Origin of the sequence: Streptomyces sp. NBC_00259 (assembly GCF_036181745.1) — a bacterium.
In the GTDB taxonomy this organism is placed as follows: Bacteria; Actinomycetota; Actinomycetes; order Streptomycetales; family Streptomycetaceae; genus Streptomyces; species Streptomyces pratisoli.
Genome location: NZ_CP108080.1, coordinates 7,994,754 through 8,012,647, shown reverse-complemented (window position 1 = coordinate 8,012,647; position 17,894 = coordinate 7,994,754). Strand labels below are relative to the sequence as shown.

General features: G+C 70.4%; 12 protein-coding genes and 2 pseudogenes. 7 read left to right on the top strand and 7 right to left on the bottom strand.

Features of this window, described 5'->3' with window-relative positions; all coding sequences use genetic code 11:
• Positions 1-152: 152 nt before the first annotated feature.
• Together OG766_RS35855 and OG766_RS35850 are read right to left on the bottom strand one after the other, a co-directional pair.
• Entirely contained in the window at positions 153-1,004 is an 852-nt protein-coding gene (locus OG766_RS35855) for a hypothetical protein (RefSeq protein WP_266389636.1), read from the bottom strand.
• 419 nt (positions 1,005-1,423) lie between these two features.
• Positions 1,424-1,561, bottom strand: a complete 138-nt coding sequence (locus tag OG766_RS35850) for a hypothetical protein (RefSeq protein WP_328727319.1) — start codon at positions 1,559-1,561, stop codon at positions 1,424-1,426.
• A 192-nt stretch (positions 1,562-1,753) separates the two neighbouring features.
• Here OG766_RS35850 and OG766_RS35845 point away from each other — a divergent pair, with 192 nt between their 5' ends.
• Positions 1,754-1,906 carry a hypothetical protein gene (locus OG766_RS35845; RefSeq protein ID WP_328727318.1) on the top strand — a complete coding sequence of 51 codons (153 nt, stop codon included), beginning with the start codon at positions 1,754-1,756 and terminating at the stop codon, positions 1,904-1,906.
• 48 nt (positions 1,907-1,954) lie between these two features.
• On the top strand, positions 1,955-2,326 hold the full coding sequence (locus OG766_RS35840) for a hypothetical protein (protein ID WP_328727317.1): 372 nt from the start codon (positions 1,955-1,957) through the stop codon (positions 2,324-2,326).
• Positions 2,327-2,436: 110 nt separating this feature from the next.
• Here the strand turns inward: OG766_RS35840 and OG766_RS35835 are convergent, their stop codons facing one another.
• On the bottom strand, positions 2,437-3,684 hold the full coding sequence (locus OG766_RS35835; RefSeq protein WP_328727316.1) for an FAD-binding oxidoreductase: 1,248 nt from the start codon (positions 3,682-3,684) through the stop codon (positions 2,437-2,439).
• A gap of 264 nt (positions 3,685-3,948) precedes the next feature.
• Between OG766_RS35835 and OG766_RS35830 the strand changes: the two genes are divergently transcribed.
• From OG766_RS35830 to OG766_RS35815, 4 genes and pseudogenes are all read left to right on the top strand, one after another.
• On the top strand, positions 3,949-4,635 hold the full coding sequence (locus OG766_RS35830; RefSeq protein WP_266389627.1) for a TetR/AcrR family transcriptional regulator: 687 nt from the start codon (positions 3,949-3,951) through the stop codon (positions 4,633-4,635).
• Positions 4,636-4,772: 137 nt separating this feature from the next.
• Positions 4,773-5,603: an acyl-CoA thioesterase gene (locus OG766_RS35825; protein WP_266389625.1), complete on the top strand. Its 831-nt coding sequence runs from the start codon at positions 4,773-4,775 to the stop codon at positions 5,601-5,603.
• A 154-nt stretch (positions 5,604-5,757) separates the two neighbouring features.
• A pseudogene (locus tag OG766_RS35820) lies at positions 5,758-6,733 on the top strand (SDR family oxidoreductase).
• Between the two features lie 201 nt (positions 6,734-6,934).
• On the top strand, positions 6,935-8,254 hold the full coding sequence (locus OG766_RS35815) for an LCP family protein (RefSeq protein WP_266389621.1): 1,320 nt from the start codon (positions 6,935-6,937) through the stop codon (positions 8,252-8,254).
• A gap of 195 nt (positions 8,255-8,449) precedes the next feature.
• Here OG766_RS35815 and sbnB read toward each other — a convergent pair whose 3' ends face one another.
• The 4 genes and pseudogenes from sbnB to OG766_RS35795 form a co-directional block, all read right to left on the bottom strand.
• Complete coding sequence (sbnB, locus tag OG766_RS35810) at positions 8,450-9,484, bottom strand: 2,3-diaminopropionate biosynthesis protein SbnB (RefSeq protein WP_266389618.1); 1,035 nt, start codon at positions 9,482-9,484, stop codon at positions 8,450-8,452.
• A 112-nt stretch (positions 9,485-9,596) separates the two neighbouring features.
• On the bottom strand, positions 9,597-10,607 hold the full coding sequence (locus OG766_RS35805; RefSeq protein WP_328727315.1) for a TauD/TfdA family dioxygenase: 1,011 nt from the start codon (positions 10,605-10,607) through the stop codon (positions 9,597-9,599).
• A 124-nt stretch (positions 10,608-10,731) separates the two neighbouring features.
• Positions 10,732-13,263 (bottom strand): annotated as a pseudogene (locus OG766_RS35800) (non-ribosomal peptide synthetase); the annotation flags it as partial.
• Between the two features lie 61 nt (positions 13,264-13,324).
• Positions 13,325-15,946: a Pls/PosA family non-ribosomal peptide synthetase gene (locus tag OG766_RS35795; protein ID WP_328727579.1), complete on the bottom strand. Its 2,622-nt coding sequence runs from the start codon at positions 15,944-15,946 to the stop codon at positions 13,325-13,327.
• Between the two features lie 907 nt (positions 15,947-16,853).
• On the opposite strand from OG766_RS35795, the gene sbnA reads away from it, so the two are divergent.
• Positions 16,854-17,885, top strand: coding sequence for a 2,3-diaminopropionate biosynthesis protein SbnA (gene sbnA, locus OG766_RS35790; protein ID WP_266389615.1), 1,032 nt, complete (start codon positions 16,854-16,856; stop codon positions 17,883-17,885).
• Positions 17,886-17,894 lie beyond the last annotated feature (9 nt).

The following is a 17,894-nucleotide window of genomic DNA, read 5'->3' as shown; positions in this document are numbered from 1 at the left end:
CGCGCTGCGGCGCAGAGGCCGTGTTGCACTGCCTGTGGGCCGACTTCGGGTCCCTGGTGAGTGCCGGGGTCCGGGTGGTGGGTGATCGGTCGGGGCGAGCGCGAGACCCGCGTCGGGCTCGTCGGGTGGACGTGATGCGTCGGCCGTACGGGTCAGTTGACGCGTACGGCCGTGACGGTGAAGCGTTCGACCTCGGCGACGTGCCCGCCGGTGGATGCGACCACCGTGAGCACGGCGTCGCGGGCGCCGGAGAAGGGCACCGTCACCTTCCAGGGCTGTTTGTCGCCGCCCGCCGAGGTACAGCATGGCGAGGTTCCCAGCGGCTTGTCGGACGACGGCTGGAACACCTGCACGCGGATGCTCTCGTCCACTCCGGTGATCCGGCCGCCGGTGACCATCGGGGAGCGCACGAGTGCCCCGTACGCGGGTGTGGTCAGGGAGAACGTGGTGTCGTCGGTGCCTACGACCTCCCACGGGGCGTCCGGGCCCGTGCCGTACCGCACGAGGTGGATCACCGCTGCGGTGCCGCCTTCGGATCCGGTCGGTGCGACGCCGATGCGGGCGTGCCTGCCGCTGACCGTGCGCGAGGAGACGCGGTCGATCTCCTTGAAGCCCAGGTAGTTACGGGTGAAGGACAGTGCGGTCTGGCCGGGGTCGAGATGCCAGGGCTGGTGGCCGCTGGAGCGGTAGGCACGCTCCCATGCCTCGGCCTGGGCGGGTGTGGTGAACGGCCACAGCGGCTTGAGGCTCCAGGAGCCGAGCGGTGGCGTGCCGTCAGGGGCGGGCGTGGCCGGTGTAGCGGGCGTGGCGGGGGTGGCCGGTGTGGCGGGCGTTGCGGGTGTGGCCGCGGACGGTTCCGTGGATGGGGGCGTTGTGGGCGTCCCCGGCGCGGTGGCCGGTGTTCCCGATGCGCTCGAGGAGCCACCGGAAGTGCCGCAGGCGGTGAGCACCATGACCGCCGCGGCCGCTGCGGCGAAGGGCCGGAGTGGGAGCCGGATGTTCAATGGGTGTCCCCCGGTAGGAGTCGAAGCGACCATGGTGAGCGACCACTGTGACGGTCTGTCCGGCTATGGTGCCACCCGTCCGGCTCGCGTCACAGGGGCCATGCCGCCAAATCGTCCGCGCTGTCGACTGCCTGGTCGTGAATCTCCCCTGGCCGCAGCGCCCGGCGGGGCATAACGCACGCAGGCAACTGCTTCGGCTCCGTCCGCGACGCGCGACGTTGACGCGCGACGTGGACGGTCGCTGGCTGTCGACAGCACTGAACGTCGCGAAGGAACGGGCCGCCGTGACGTTGACCGTATCCGCACGGGAACGCGGCAGCGCGGCGCGGCAGCCGACAGCCGGCAGGGCCCTGGTCGATCCGGCGGCTTGGAGGGGCGGCCCGGGGAGGGCAAGCGCGGCAGAGAAGCTCCGCGACCGGTCAGCCGTTCCACACCTCGGCGACGGCCCCTGCGACGACGGCGGCCTGGGCGTGGCCGGCACGAGCGGCGTCCGGGCGGCGCGAGTCGTCCACCATGTTGCGGCCCATCGCGCGGCGGGCGGTGCGGTCCGGGACCACGACGGCGACGCGGACACCGTGTGCCGCCAGGGCGTGGGCCTCCTGCGGCGCGCTTCCGAGGCGCGCGATAGAGCGCTGCGGGTTACGGGAGCCGAGTGCCGGCCACAGGAAACGGGCCGTCTGCCCCGCGGTGACCGTGATGTCGATCGCGTCCGCTCCGGAAGGTGGCCCTCGTACAGCTCGGTCGCGCTGATGCCGGAGGCGAGCCGGGAGCCGAGGACCGCGCCCGCGGAGGTGCTGCCCGGTGCCTCGCTCGCCCCGTCCCAACTCGACGAGGTCCTGGGCAATTTGGGTCCGCACCGGGCAGGCACTCCGGTCCCTGCCGACATCCGGCGCACCGACTGAGTACGCGTACGGATGGTGCGCGCCGTGACACCCGAGCAGGATGCCCACATGACGGATTCCGCTGCGGAGACGGCTCGACGGACGCGACGTACGGTCATCACCTTCCTCGTCCTGACGGCCGTACTCCTGCTGCCCCTGCTGGCCGGGTTGTGGTACGCCGCCGACGACGCGCTCCAGCACAAGAGCACCACCGACTGGCGCGCCAACCACCAGACCAGGAAGTCACTTGAGCACGCAGCCATGCTGCTCGTCGGCGTGCCGTTGGCCGGTGCCGCGTGCGGCTGGACCGGCGCGACGGTACTGGGGCGCCGCACGGGTGTCGCCACGGCCACCGGCGCCATGCTGGGCGCGTTCGCCCTGTGGATCCTCGGCATCGCCGCGTTCTACATCGCCTTCAGCAACGCCACGTTCGGCTTCTGAGCGTTCCGGCGAAGGAGCGGAGGACCGGGGAGCCGCGTGGCCAAGGGCGCGGTGGGCGTGCTGGGCGGAGTGAGGCTCGCCGTGGTCTGTCGGCCGTGGTCCGTCCCGGATCAGGCCCGTGCGGCGGGCGGCAGGGGTGTGGCCGTGAAGGTGCCGTCGGGGTCGAACCGGGCCTTGGCGGCCAGGAGTCGTGCCGTGTTCGGGCCGTAGGCGCGGGCGATCTCGGCGTCCTGACCGGAGCCGAGCATGTTGGGGTAGCCGCCCGGCAGCGCGTGGGGCGCCAGAGAGCCGACGACCGAGTCCGCCCACGCATGATGCGGCCCGGCGTCTGCCGGTTCCCACGCCGCGACGATCTCGACCATGAAGTGGTCCTGCCGGATGCCGAACGCGGTGCTCTCGGGAGCCACCCGGGCCGCGGCGCCGTGGAAGTGATGCAGCAGCACGCCCGATGCCGTACTGGCGACCGAATCCCCCGCCGCGATGAAGGCCTCGACGACCCCTGGCGTGAGGGCGGCGACCGACCGCGTGCGCGCGGTCAAGTGCCGTCCGGTGAACTCGCCCTGAGCGTCGTTGCGGTGCAGCAGTTCTTCCTGGGAGGTCGGGCCGACCTGTGCAAAGGCCGGGGCTCCGAGTCGCTGCAGTGCGCCCAGGTGCGGCTCACCCGTGCTTGTCGCGGCGTTCCATGTCGGCATCAGGAACAGCGTCGGTGCTCCGTCGGGGCCGGTGAGGAAGGCGGTCTGCACGGTGAGTGCGTCGGGCGCTTCGGCCAGGACCTGGCCGAGCCGTTCCAGCACCTTCCCGGCCTGTGCCCAGGGATAGCCGATCAGGCCGGCGAGCAGACCGTCGTGGGGGTGCAGGCGCAGGCGCATGGATGTCACGACGCCGAAGTTGCCGCCACCGCCGCGAAGGGCCCAGAAGAGTTCGGGTTCGCGCTCCGCGTCCACCCGCACCGTCCGGCCGTCGGCCAGGACGACGTCGGCACCGAGCAGGTTGTCCAGCACTAGACCGTACCGGCCGTTGAGCGGGCCGTACCCGCCCGCGAGGGTCAGGCCCGCCATGCCGACGCCGCCGACCGTGCCGGTGACGGCATTCAGCCCGTGCGGGACCAGCGCGGCGACGAGGCCGGCGGCCGTGGTGCCCCCGCCGACGGTGGCCACACGCGTGACCGGGTCGACGGTGACCTGCCCCATACGGGTCAAGTCGATCACCAGCGCGTGCTGGCGCAGGCTGCGTCCGGGGATGTCGTGGCCGCCGGCGCGTACCGACAGCGGCAGGCCGTGCCGGCGGGCCGCGCGCACCGCGGCCTGAACGTCGACTCGGGTGCGTGCGTGGACGACGAGGGCGGGCCGGGTGTGCACGGCGCCGTTCCAGATACGGCGTGTGGCCTCGTAGGCGGACCGGACGTCGCGACCGTGCCCGGCCCGATCTCGGCGGCCAGCTCACGCGCGGCGGTCATGGTCGTGGTCGTGCTGTGGGCCCTGCTGTTGGTCGTGGCTTCTGCGGTCATGATGCGGCCCCTCGGAGAAGAACCCCTCTTCGTCAGAGAGTGGCTCTAGTGACGAGAGTACTTCGTGTGTCCTCAGAGGCAAACTGCTCTCAGTAGAGATAGGTACACTCGGAGCATGAGTCCTCGAAGTGAGCGCACATCCACCCCCGGCACCCGCAGCACGACCGGTGGGGCCGGCGGGGCCGGTGAGGGGCGGAACGGTGAGCGGCCCAGCCGGCGGGCGGAGTACGCGGAAGCGACCCGCCGCGCCGTCATCGACGAGGCACGCCGACTGTTCAGCGAGCGCGGCTACTTCGCCACGAAGGTCGACGACATCGCCGCCGCCGCCCGGGTCTCGCCGGCGACCGTGTACGTCATCGGTGGCAAGCAGGGCCTGCTGCGGATCCTGGTCGACCGATGGTCCGCGGCTCCCGAGGTCGAGACGGCCCGGCAGCAGCTGGAGGAGGCCGGCGACCCGGCGGAGATCCTGCGCATCGTCGCGGCCCTGACACGGCGGATGCGCGAGGACTACGGGGACATCATGCGGGTCGTGCTGGCCACGGCCCCCCACGACGCGGCGGCCGCGGAGGGTCTCGCCCTGGCCACCGGGCGCTATCGCGACGGCACCAGGGTGGCTGCCCGGCGCCTTGCGGAACTGGGCGCCCTGCAGAGCGGCATCGACGTCGAGCGGGCCCTGGACATCCTGTGGTTCTACTTCGGATACCAGGGCTTCTTCACCCTCGTCGACGACAACGACTGGTCCCACGCCCAGGCCGAGGAGTGGCTCCTCACCGCCGCCCGCCAGGCACTGCTGACGCCTTGAGCCGACTCCCCCTGACGCACAGACCGCCCGTACCGCACGCGCCGCCGTTCGTGAACATCCAGCAGTCGGTTGGATTTCCCAACCTTGCTGGTTAAGGTGGGTTGGGAATACGAACCCACCTCCCCGAGAGGGACGGAATGCCCAATTCAGCCGCAGACACCGTCAGCCCCCCTCCCGCAGGAGCGGCGGACGGCACCACCGTCCACGTCGACCGGTCCTGGTGGTCGTGGAACGGGGCCCAGGGCGGATACGTCGCCGCTCTCGCCCTCACCGCCATGCGCGACGAGCGTGCCGCACGCGGGCAGGGGGAGCTCCCTGTGCGTGCGCTCAGTGCGCACTTCCTGGCCCCCGTGGACGAACGTCCGCTGCATTTCTCGGCCTTCGCCCTGCGAGAGGGCCGCCGCACATCCATGTCCTCGGTCACCGCCGTCCAGGGCGGTGTCCCTGCGCTGACCGGCTCGGCCGTGTTCGGACGGACCGGACACGGCCCTGTGTACGACGGGATCCCCGCACCCGACGTACCGCGCCCCGAGGCGTGCCCTGTGCTCGCCCTCCCGAGTTCCCTGGCAGCCTTCGCCGCGCGCCTGGAGATCCGCCCCGCCACCGGTGCCCGGCCGCTCGGCGGTGGACAGCAGGCGGAACTCCTGGCGTGGATGCGCTTCGCCGACCACCGGCCGCTGGACGCCGAGACGACGGTCGTCCTCGCCGACGCCCTGCCGCCCGCGCTGTTCGCCCTGTGGACCGAGGCGCGCCCGGTGCCGACGGCCGAGCTGACCGTGCACTTCACCGACGCCCTGGACGCGCGCCCGGCGGACAGCTGGGCCCTGGTCCGGATCCGTACCGAACACGCCGGCGGCGGCTGGGGCGTCGACGACAGCACCATCTGGTCCGGCGACGGCCGACTGCTCGCCCTCGCCCGTCAGGCACGCACCATCCGCGACGGACTGTCGGCCAAGCACCCGCGGTGACCGACGCGCCAGGCAGTTCAGGAGCAGGCCGACGGTGACGCGGTGGGTGGGGCCAGATCTCTGACAACGTCCCCTCGTTCCTGGCCAGTCACTCACTCGTCCGGACGAACCCGCCGTAGGCTCTCCGAACACACCGCACGGCAGACTTGGGTCCATGGACTGGTCACCGGACCGAGAGGCGCTGCGCGGCCGCGTGGCCGTCGTCGCGGGAGCCACCCGAGGAGCCGGACGCGGAATCGCCGCCGCCCTGGGTGAAGCCGGCGCGACCGTCACCTGCACGGGGCGCACCAGCAGCACCAAGAGGATCCCGTCCGACTACCAGCGGGCCGAGACGATCGAGGAGTCCGCCGACCTCGTCACACGACTGGGCGGCACGGGCATCGCTGTCCCCGTCGACCATCTCGACCCCGCTCAGGTCCGGGCACTGGCCGAACGGGTCCGCCGCGACCATGGCCATATCGACGTACTCGTGAACGACCTCTGGGGCGGCGAACTGCTCAAAGGCGGCCCGCCGCAATGGAACACCCCCCTGTGGGAGCTCGACCTCGACGACGGGCTCCGGATGCTCCGGCTCGCCATCGACAGCCATCTCATCACCTCGCATCATCTGCTCCCCCTCTGCTCATCGAGAAGCCGGGCGGCTGCTTGTGGAGGTGACGGACGGCACCGCAGACCACAACGCGTCGCGGTACCGGATCTCGGTCTTCTACGACCTCGCCAAGACCGCCGTGAACCGGCTCGCCTTCTCCCAGGGCCACGAACTGAGTCCACACGCAGCCTCCGCCGTCGCCCTCACACCGGGCTGGCTCCGCTCGGAGATGATGCTCGACAACTACGGCGTGTCCGAGGAGAACTGGCGCGACGCCCTCGCCCCCGACCGCGCCGGGGGCCGCCCCACCGCGCCACCGGACTTCGCCCTGTCCGAGTCCCCTCGCTATGTCGGACGGGCCGTCGCCGCGCTGGCCTCCGATACGGACCGGGCTCGGTGGAACGGCGCCTCCGTCAGCTCCGGCCACCTCGCCCGGGTGTACGGGTTCACCGATCTCGACGGCTCCCGACCCGACATCTGGCGGTTCAACGAGGAGGCTGGCGGAGGCGGAAGCGCCGCGAACCCGGACGGCTTCCGCTGACGCACTCCTCCGGCGCGCACCGCCACAGCCGGCGCCCGGTACGCCTTCGCCACCACCAGCGGGGTGCGGGACGCCCGCTGGACAAGGCGGGTGACCATGGCAGCGGGATGCCGCCTCCACGGCGCGTGGGACAGCTCCCGCCCCTCCACGATCGATAGCCTCACCTCTCTATCCGTTGAGCGGGCTTATGTGGGGTTTGTGATGCGTCGTCTTACGATCGGCCTGGCCCTGCTCGCCGGACTGGTGTCCTGGCCCTGGGCGGGCGGCCCCCAGGCCGTTCCCGCCCTCAAGGGAGCAGCAGGCCAGGACAGCAGCCACGGCACGAACATCCTCATCGTCGGCATCGACAGCCGCACCGGGCTGTCAGCCGCCGAGAAGCGGCGCCTTCATGTGGGCGGCGAGGGATGCGACTGCACCGACGTGATGATGCTCGTACACCTGTCAAAGGACCAGCGGCGCGCCAGCATCGTCTCTCTCCCCCGCGACAGTTACGTCGAGTACGCCAAGCCCGACGGCAGCACGACGCCACCCCGCCGAGGCAAGATCAACGGCGCGTTCAAGACCGGCCGCGGGCCGCTGACCGTGCGCACTGTCGAGAAGGTCACGGGCCTTCATGTCGACCACTACCTGGAGACCGACTTCTCCGGCTTCGAACAGGCCGTCAACAATCTGGGCGGCGCGACCGTCTGCACGGACAAGGCGCTCAAGGACGACAGCTCTGGCCTCGACATCCCCGCGGGAACCCACCTTCTCGATGGCAACGGAGCCCTGCGCTACGCCCGGGCCCGGCACATCAACCGCCCGGGAGACCTCGGCCGGGTCCGCCGCCAGCAGCGCCTGCTCGCCGGCATGCTGGATCGGCTGACCGGCCAGGGCGCCCTGGCCGACCCCGTCAGCGCGGCGTACACGGCCGGCCAACTGCTCAAGTCCGTCCGCACAGACGAACGGACAGGCCTGGACGACCTCGTCCGCATCGGCCGGACACTGGGCCGGCTTCCGGCCGCCCGGATGGAGTTCACCACCGTCCCGATCGCCAACTTCGACCATCGCGTGCCCGGCGTGGGATCCACCCTCCTGTGGCATCCGGCCCGGTCCCGGGCCCTTTGGAACGCCCTGCGTGCCGACCGCCCGATCACCGGTGACACCCGCGTCACGCCCGTGCCCGACACCCGCGCCGAGACCGACCCCGCCACCATCTCGGTGCGCGTCGACGACACCACCGTCGCCAAGGCCCTGCGGCGCAGCCGGTTCGCCGTGACCGACACCTCGGCATCAGCGCCGTCGGTACGGCCTGCCGGACCGCCCGTCATCACCTATCCCGCGGGGCGCGAAGCGGATGCCTCCACACTGGCCGCCGCCCTGCCCGGATCACGTCTGCGGGCAGGCGCCCGGGACTCCGCCTTCGACGTCGCCGTCGGCTCCGGGCCCGTCACGGTCAGGACCGTCACGTACGACCGCAACACCGCCGAAGGCGCACCCGTCACCGCAGACCACCTCCACTGCGCCACGCCGCGGCGATGAACTCCCGCACAGCGGCCATCATCGCGCCCCAGCCGACCTCGCCCTGCCTGTGACCGCTCGCCCCTGCCGTGTCTGAGCGCTCCTGAGCGGCTACCCCCGGGACGTCCGTACGTACCCGCGGTCCGTCCGGTATCCGGCCGGGCCTGGCCCGGCCGGATGAGTGGGCAGTGGGGCGGATCGGCGAGGGGCGGCCGCTCAGCCGTAGCGGCGCAGTTCGTGGAAGAAGTCGTCGATGACATGCAGTTCGCCGGAGCTGTCCATCTGGTCGTACACGTACTTGCCCACCGCGAGGTCGAGGACGCCGAGGCCGAAGGGTGAGAACACCACCGGCCGATCGGTGGGCAGTTCCACCTTGCCGGACATCACGTCGTCGAGGGTGCCGGTGAGGAAGTCGCGGCCGCCGGTGAGCTGTTCGGCCAGATGGGGTGAGGTGTCGGCCTTGAGGCAGTGTTCGACGTCGTCCACGACGTTCGCGGACGCGAGAATGATCTCGGGTGCGAGGTCGCGCAGGGAGACGTGCAGCACCAGCGGATGGTGGTCGAACCAGGCCGGGTCGCTGACGTGGGGTTCGGCGGCGATGGTGGCGAAGACCACCATGTCGCTGGAGCGGATCAGGTCCTGCGGGTCTTCGTGGACGGTGACGCGGCCGGTGACGGGCGTCTGCTGCAGATAGCCGCTGAAGCCGGCCGCGCTGTCTGCGGACACGTCATGGACGCCGATCTCGTCGAACGACCAGCCGGTGCCCGCCAGGAAGGTGTGGATGTAGCGGGCGATCAGGCCCGTACCGATGAACCCGATCCGCGCCGGGCGCTGCCGTCCGCGGCTGAGCCGGTCCGCGGCCAGGGCCGCCATCGCCGCGGTCCTGGTGGCGCTGATGATGGAGCTCTCCAGGCAGGCGAACGGATAGCCGGTGTCGTGGTCGTTGAGGATCAGCACGGCCGAGGCGCGCGGAATGCCCGCCGCGACGTTCGTCGGGAAGCTGGAGATCCACTTCAGGCCGTCCACGCGGACCTGACCGCCGATCGAGGCCGGAAGCGCGATGATGCGGGCGGTCGGGCGGTCGGGGAAGCGCAGAAAGTACGACGGCGGGTTCACCGAATCACCTGCCGCATGCAACCGGTAGGTGGACTCGACGAGTTCGACGATCTGCTTCTCACGGCCCTTGAGGGCATGCTGGACCTGGGCACCGGGGATCACCGCGAACGGCGGCACGGCGGACGGCTGCGACATGGACAACTCCCGTGGTGGAGTGGAGCGGCTGGTGGTAATCGTGGAACGGATGGCGGTCATCGGACGGGGGCCAGCGGTCAGCGGACGGCGGATGGTGGTCGCCGGATGGGGGTCATTGGTCGCTCACCTCGATGGTGGGTGAGCAGTCGGTGAGTCGTACGGGTCCGGCGAGGCCGACGAGGACTTCGCGTGTGCCTTCGTAGGGCTCTCGGCTGTGGGCGGTGCGGATGTTGTCGACGAGCAGGAGGTCGCCGGCCTGCCAGGGTTCGCGGGCGGTGTGGGCCTCGTAGGTCTCGTTGAGGATCTGGACGACGTCCTCGCCGATGGGGTCGCCGTCGCCGTAGCGGGTGTTGAAGGGCAGGCCGTCCTCGCCGTAGACGTCGACGAGGTATTCGCGGACCTCTTCGGCGAGGGTCCACTGGTTGAGGAAGGCGATCTGGTTGAACCAGCAGCGTTCGCCGGTGACGGGGTGGCGGACGATGGCGCTGCGGCGCTGGCGGGTGTGCAGGGTGCCGTCGCTCTGCCAGGCGAAGTCGATGGCGTTGATCCGGCAGTAGTTCTCGATGATGGCTTTGTCGTCGGTGCCGAAGGCTTCGGCGAAGGAGGCGCCGATCTCGTCGTTGTAGCTGCGGGTGAGGAGCCAGCCTTCCTGCTCGAACCGTTTGACCAGTTCGGGGGGCAGGGCCTGGAGCACGGTGGGTGCGTCGGCGACCGCGGTGGCGCCCTGCTGGGTGGGGGCGCTGAGGCAGGCGAACATCATCAGGCCGGGGAACTCGAGGGTGTAGCTGAGTTCGTGGTGCATGCACATGGGCTGGTTGGCGGGCCAGGTGGTGGAGGAGTACACACCGCCGGGGTAGCTCTGCCGGGCGGCGAAGGCCTCGCGTTCACTCATCAGCTCGCCGCCGGCCAGCCGGCGGAAGACACCGCCCACCTGATCGGCATCACTCAGGTTCAGGCCGCGGACCAGCACCGCACCACGCTCGGCGACGACAGCACGCAGCGCCTCACGCTGCTCCGCCGCCCAACGCGCCACGTCGGCGGGGGGTTCGGTGTCAAGAAGCGCAACGGCGCCGGGCCGCGACGTGACGCCGGGGAGGGCCGCGGGATTCGGGGACGACGACATGATTGACGATCCCTTTCGTGGTGTGGTGTCTCTGATGGACGGTGCAGTGCTGTCAGGGAGCGGGAGTCAGTTCGGTCGCCGAGCCGGTCGCCGAACCAGCCGGAGAGTCGGCCGCGGGAAGCGGCGCTGCGCTGTCGAGTTGGGTGGCGAGGTCGGCGAGGACGGGATGGCGGGTGACGTCTTTGAGGGTGATCTGGCGGTCGAGGGCGATGGCGAGTTTCACCGCGGACAGGGAGGTGCCGCCGCGGTCGAAGAAGTGGTCTTGCCGGCCGATCTGGTCCTGTTCGATGCCGAGGACGTTCGCCCAGGCGGCGGCCAGGCGCTGTTCGGTCGCGGTGGCCGGCGCCTCGCGCTCCGCTGCGCCGCTATCGGTGGGGGTGTGGGTGGCGAGGTCGGTGGCGAGGTGGGTGAGGGTCTTCTTGTCGGTCTTGCCGTTCGGGGTCAGGGGCAGGGCCTGCTGCCAGTGGAAGACCGGGGGCACCATGTAGGCGGGCAGGGTGGCCGCCAGGTGTTCCTGCAGGATCCGGCTGTCGAGTGGGGTGGGGGCGGTGTAGAAGGCGGCCAGTTGCTGTCCGGCACCGGTGTCGGTGACCACGACCGCGCCGTCGCGTACTCCGGGCACCCGCAGCAGCGTGTTCTCGATCTCGCCGATCTCGATCCGGAACCCGCGGATCTTCACCTGCGTGTCCCGGCGGCCCAGGAACTCCAGCTTCCCCGAAGGATGCCAGCGGCCCCGGTCCCCACTGCGATACAACCGCTCACCCGCACGATGCGGATCGGGCACGAACGCCCGCGCGGTGCGCTCGGGATCATTCACATAACCCCGCCCCACACACACCCCGGAGAACACGATCTCGCCCGGCGCGCCCAACGGCACCGGCATCAGATCGTCATCCACGACGTACACGTGCACGTTGCTCACCGGCCGGCCCAGCAGGACCCGCTCCGGGACCGTGTGCATCACCTCGTGATTGGTGTCGTCACAGGTCTCCGTCAGCCCGTAGGCGTTCACCAGAGCCACCCCCGGACGGGCCGTGAACCAGCGCTCGGCCAGCTCCCGCTTCAACGCCTCACCCGTCACCGACACACACCGCAGCCGTTCCAGTGCCTGCGGCTGCTGCTCCAGTCCCGCCAGCAGCGCCTCCAGATACGAGGGCACCACCTGCAGCACCGTCACCCCACCGGCGGACACCGTGTCCAGGAACCGGCCCACATCCAGCACCGCGTCCTGCTCCACCAGCAGCGTCCGCCCGCCCACCATGAGCGCGGACACCAGCTGCCACAACGAGATGTCGAAGCACTGCGGCGCCACCTGCGCCACCACACTGTCCTCACCGATACCGAGATCGTCGATCTTCGCGAACAGGTGATTCACCAGCCCCGCGTGCTCACACATCGCCCCCTTCGGCTCACCCGTCGACCCGGACGTGAAGTAGATGTACGCCAACTGATCCGCGTCCACGGGCAGGTCCAGATCGTGCCCGGCATGCTCCTCCGCCCAGGCATCGTCCACCAGCAGCCGCTCCACACCCCCCAGCGACCCCAGCGCCTCATCCAACGAGCCGGTGCTGCCCGCCTCGCTCAGCACCACCCCACACCCCGCCCGCCCCAGCGTCGCCGCGATCCGCCCCGCCGGGAAATGTGGCTCCACCGGCAGATACACCCCACCCGCCTTGAACACCGCCAGCACCGCCGCCAGCCAGTCCAGATTCCGCTCCATCACCACCGCGACCACACCCTCACGGCCCACCCCCCGCGCCACCAGCGCCCGCGCCAGCCGATTCGCCCGCGCATTCAACTCCCCGTACGACACCCGCCGCCCACCGCAGACCGCGGCCACCGCACCCGGACGCTGGCGCACCCACCCCTCGAACAACTCATGCACCCGCACCCCCGGCACCTCACGCCGCCGCCCCGCCAGCCCCTGCACCTGAAACGCCAGCTCCCCACCCGACACCAACGACCCCGGCACCGAATCCACACCCGCCGCCAACTGCCCCAACCCCGCCACGTAATAGCCCGCAACCCGCTCCGCGGCCTCCGCATCCATCACCACCGTCCTGAACCACAACCGCACCACCAGACCCCGCCCGTCCTCCACCACCCCCACCCGCAACACCGACCCCTCCACCAACCCACCCACCCCACCCGAACCACCGGCACCACCGGTGATGCCAGGAGTGACCGTCGTCGTGGCAGCCGTCCCGGCCGGATCGAACTCCACCTCGAACAACGGCCCCGACAACCCCAACTCCTGAACCACCACACCCACCGGAACATCCCGATGCGCCCACAACCCCGACTCCACCCGCACCGCCCCACCCACCAGCTCACGCCACGAACCCGCCCGCCCCGACAACCGGCACGGCACCACCCCACCCCGCGCCGACACGTAACCCGTCACCACCTCGTCCTCACCCGACAACACCCCCAGCACCCGCCCATGCACAGCCAGCACCAACGAACCCACCCCCACCCCCAGCTCCCCCGCCACACCCCTCAACCCCGACACCACCCCACCCGGAACCCGCACCTCACACTCACCCACACCCGCCACCACAGCCGGCGCCGACACCCACCGCGGAACCGAAGCAAACCCACCCCCACCCACCACCCCACGCCAGAACTCCCGACCCACATCCACCCGCACGTCCATGTCCCTATCCAGTTCCAACGTGTCGTTCCCTTCGCGTGTCGTGCGCCGTGCTGCCGTGGTTTCAGGTGACGCGTGCCGGGACGGCGGCGTCGTGGCCGTTGCAGGCCCTGTTGTCCCGTACTTCCCGGGCCGGGTTTCCGCCCCACCGAGCGTTAGGGGGAACTTCCTCGCCCTTCATCAGGAACGAGTCGGCCGCGAGCTGCGCGTGGTCGCCGACCGTCACGCCGTAATGGACGAACGCGCCGACCCCGAGCGTCACGCCGGCGCCGATCGTGGCGTCGTCCCGCTTGAAGGCGCCGTCCTCCTGCGAGTGGCACTGGATCTTGCTTGCCGCGTTCAGCGTGCAGTCGTCCCCGATGGTGGTGAGCGTCCGCTCGGTGATCGAAGCGCCGTCGTCGAAGACCCTGCGGCCGATCCGGACGCCCAGCATCCGCCATACGAGGGGCTTGAAGGGTGTGCCGTTGAAGGCCTGCATGTAGGTGTGGGTGGCGAGTTTCCAGAAGCGTTCGTGCTGCCAGAAGGAGGGTTCGTAGATCGAGCAGGCGAGCGGCTTCATGGGCCGCCGTGCCGTGACGGCACGTTCGGCCAGGACGAAGTAGACGACGGTGAAGACCAGGGTGCACAGGGCGGCCGGTGCGAACACCGCCGCGCCGAGGCTGTGGTGGAGGCGGGCAGCGGCCAGGGCGATGAGCGTGACTCCGAAGAAGTGGACCCACCGCACCAGCAGGTGCAGCACGGCGGTGACGGCGTTGTGCCGGTTCTTGGCGGCCAGGCGGCCGCGCAGATCAGCGCCGGAGATGTGGTCGAGCCGGGTGTCGCGCAGCACCGTGCGGGGGATCTCGAAGGCCGGCGATCCCAGCAGGCCCACTCCCTCGCGGACCGGTCCGTCGATGGGAACCATCACCTTGGTCGCGAGCAGGCAGTTGTCGCCCGTTCGGCCGCGGGAGGGGTACGCGATGTTGTTGCCGAGGAAGTTGTGCGCCCCGATCGAGGCCCGGGACAGACGGAAGGACGTGCTGGAGAAGTCGGCGTTGACGATCGACAGTCCGTCGGCGACGACCGTGCCGCTGCCGACGTCGCTCAGGTAGGGGCTGTCGTGCTTGACCAGCGAGCCGAAGTTCGACCCGGTCTGCTCGATACGGCGCAGGTCGTAGCCGAGGTGGCGCAGGTAGTGCACGATCGCGGAGCTGTCACCGAACAGCAGGGTGAGGAACTTGACGTTGGTCATCCGGGTGACCGCCCGCTGAATGCCGTGGTGGAACCCGTACAGCGGATAGACCCTGCCTGGGGTGAGGAACAGCCGGCTCAGCAGGCGCGGCACGGTACCCGCGAGGAGGAGACGGGCGAGCAGGGCGCCGAAGAAGACCACGAACGACACGGCCAGCGTCTCACCGTAGAAGGCGGCACTGGTGACGGGCGGCGGTCCGGAGGTGAGCAGCCGGCCGGACTGCGGCAGCGCAGTGAGCAGGACGCCCACACCCGCCATCGTCAGAGGCAGGTACACCAGCACCATGCCGGACAGCTGCCACAGGCCGTAGAGGGCCCGGCGCAGGCTCCCGCAGCGAGCGGGGACGACGGCCCGGAAGTCCGTCCCCCCGGCCGGCTGCGCGGGAGATCCATGCCACGCCTGGCCGGCGGGTACGGACTGCCCCGTGTGCAGAGCGGAGGCATGGCCCAGCTGGGCCCCGTCGCCCATCGACGTCCCGACGTCCAGGACCGTCTGCTCGCTGACGGTCACCTGGCGCCCGAGAGTGACAGGGCCGGTCTCGATCGCACCGGCATGCGCCCGGTAACAGGAGAAGTGCACGTCCTTGCGGACCACCGTGCCCTCGCCGATCGTGAGCAGGTCGGTGCACACGGGAATGTGCTTGGAGAAGACCACAGCGCCACGGCCGACCTTCGCGCCCAGCGCCCGCAGGTACAGCACGTACAGCGGCGAGCCGGTCAACAGACGCACCGGGCTGGTACGGATCAGCGTCTTCACGCACCAGAACCGCAGATAGCCCGCACTCCACACCGGGATCCGGCGCGCGGTGAAGCGGCCGATCAGCAGCCACTTCGCCACGACCGGGAGCGCACACAGGCCGAGGAACACGGCTCCGCCGAAGACCACGGCCCGCAGATAGAAGCCGGCCGCTCCGGAACCCGCCGCGGCCCACTGACAGCCATGGGACCCGGCCAGCGCTCCCAGGCTTGAGAAGAGTAGGAACAGCAACAGCTGCGACGCCCCGCACCAGACGTACTGCCATGTGTCGGGCACCACCGCCCGCGCGCCATCCGGCACACGGGACCCGGACCGCGACCGGGACGCCGGCCCCGGCTCGTCCGGTAACCCCGACGGCGGCTCCGGCGACGGCTCGGGCGACCCGGAGGGTGCGCCTGACACCGCTCCGGACGGTGCCTCAGCCTGCGCCGGGACCGCCGGCGAGGCAGGAACCGATGCCGGGGCCGGAGTCGGGGTGGGGCCGGGGGTGGGGGTGGCGTCCGTGAACGCGGCCGCCAGGCTCCGGATCATGGGATGCCGGTAGACATCCGTCATCGACACCGTCGGTAGATCGTCGCGCTTCCTGATCCGCGCGCAGAACCGGGCCATCACCAAGGAATCAGCGCCCAGCTCGGTGAAGAAATCACCCTCGACCGGCACCTCCTCGACCCCGAGCACTCCGGCCAGCACCTCGGCCATCAGCGCCTCGACGCCGGCGCCCGCACCGTCCCCGACACCCGCCGCACCCGGCGGCCTGCCGACTGCTGTGGCCCCAGGCGCGGCGGTAATCCCGGCGGTGTCGCTCAGCACGGCAGCCCTCCGAAGATGCGCCAGGCGGATACGGCCCGTGCAGCCCGTGCAGCCCGCATCCGGAGGCGCCGGAGGGAACCAGCCGGAACATGCCACCCGGAAACACCAAGGCCATAGGCCCTTGCCTTTCTATGAAGCAACGAGAACATGGGTCTTCCACCTGCAGTCTGTGCGGTCCGCTGTCGGTTTGCCTTTACATCGTCCGGACCCGCTCACACCCCGCGCGGGGCGTGAGCAGCCGTCACTCTCGAAACCGCCACGGCTCTCCGGTACCGAACGCACCTCCAGTAGGCCCGACGGGAAAGCCCCTGTCCTGCCCCTGAAATTCGGAACTTGACCCCGCGGACAAGCCCCGGTAAGAACCCGCCGCTGTCCGGCCCAGAAGGTTTTCGATTCTCGGATTGTCGGATTCTCGGCATTTGGATTCCGGACTCTGGATTTCCGAGTGGCGTAGCACCCACAACGCTCGGCGCCTCGCCGCCACGGCTCACTGAAGCCCCCGACAGCCGCCGCGGGAGCGTGCACGGCCCCGTCCCTGGGCGACCGCCGCCTGCTCCTGCACAGGCAAAGGAACAGGCCAGCGGCATTTCCGTAACCGTAATGGCGGCGGGTGTCAAGTCCCGAATTCCGGTGGCATGACAGTGCCGCCCGGACCGGGCGTACTGAAAGAGAAGCGCCGGCCAGACGGATCCGGACTCCGGGACCCGCGTCATCACGTCATTCAGCCGAGCGGGACCGGCCCGGAACAGCGCAGAAGAGAACGCACAACGCACCCGACAAGAACGAGGAGACCACCGTGCCCGTCATATCCACCCCCCAGGCCTTCAACGAAGACGACCTCTACGTCGACCTCGAGGCGATGTTCGGACACTCGCTGTTCCTCAAATGCGAAGGATTCAACTTCGCCGGCTCCATCAAACTCAAAGCCGCGGGCGAAATGATCGAGGCCGCCGAACGGGACGGCCTGCTGACTAAGGACTCGATCCTCATCGAGTCCTCCTCCGGCAACCTGGGCGTGGCCCTGAGCATGATCGCGGCCAGCAAGGGCTACCGCTTCCTGTGCGTGACCGACTCACGCTGCAACCTGTCCACCCGGCTCCTCATGGAGGCCCTCGGCAGCCAGGTCCACGTCATCACCGAACCCGGCGAGAGCGGTTTCCTCGGCGCCCGCATCGACCACGTCCGCGCCCGGGTCGCCTCCGACGAGCGCTACGTATGGCTCAACCAGTACGCCAACCCCCACAACCACCTCGCCCACTACCGCCGCACCGCCCCCGCGATCGCCCGGCAGTTCCCCGACCTCGACGTCCTGTTCGTCGGCGCCGGCACCACCGGAACCCTGATGGGCTGCGCCCGCTACTTCCGCGAGTGGCACCGCCCCGTACACATCGTGGCCGTCGACAGCGCCGGCTCGGTCACCTTCGGCGGCCCCACCGGACGGCGCATGATCCCCGGCCTGGGCACCAGCGTTCGTCCCCCGCTGCTCGACACCTCCTACGTGGACGAAGTGATCCGCGTCGAGGAAGCCGACACCATCCGGACGTGCCACCACCTGGCCAGACGCGGATTCCTCTTCGGCGGCTCCACCGGCACCGTCGTCAGCGGCGCCATGAACTGGCTCGCCCGCCACCCCGGCGACAGCCCCACCGCCGTCGCCATCGCCCCCGACCTCGGCGAGCGCTACCTCGAAACCATCTACCAGACCAACTGGGTCCAGGACCTCTACGGGGACGACGTCCTCCCCCACCAGCAACCCACCACTCCGGCCGCCCGCACCGCCCCGGCCCCCTCACCCCGCGCGACCGCGAGCAGCACCGCAGGGCGATGAGACCCCGAA

Bases quoted from the DNA above. Each gene is read 5' to 3' on its own strand.
- OG766_RS35840 (WP_328727317.1), top strand. From the start codon at position 1,955: ATGACGGATTCCGCTGCGGAGACGGCTCGACGGACGCGACGTACGGTC.
- sbnB (WP_266389618.1), bottom strand. From the start codon at position 9,484: ATGTCGCAGCCGTCCGCCGTGCCGCCGTTCGCGGTGATCCCCGGTGCC.
- OG766_RS35830 (WP_266389627.1), top strand. From the start codon at position 3,949: ATGAGTCCTCGAAGTGAGCGCACATCCACCCCCGGCACCCGCAGCACG.
- OG766_RS35805 (WP_328727315.1), bottom strand. From the start codon at position 10,607: ATGTCGTCGTCCCCGAATCCCGCGGCCCTCCCCGGCGTCACGTCGCGG.
- OG766_RS35795 (WP_328727579.1), bottom strand. From the start codon at position 15,946: ATGGCCGAGGTGCTGGCCGGAGTGCTCGGGGTCGAGGAGGTGCCGGTC.
- OG766_RS35825 (WP_266389625.1), top strand. From the start codon at position 4,773: ATGCCCAATTCAGCCGCAGACACCGTCAGCCCCCCTCCCGCAGGAGCG.
- OG766_RS35815 (WP_266389621.1), top strand. From the start codon at position 6,935: ATGCGTCGTCTTACGATCGGCCTGGCCCTGCTCGCCGGACTGGTGTCC.
- OG766_RS35845 (WP_328727318.1), top strand. From the start codon at position 1,754: ATGCCGGAGGCGAGCCGGGAGCCGAGGACCGCGCCCGCGGAGGTGCTG.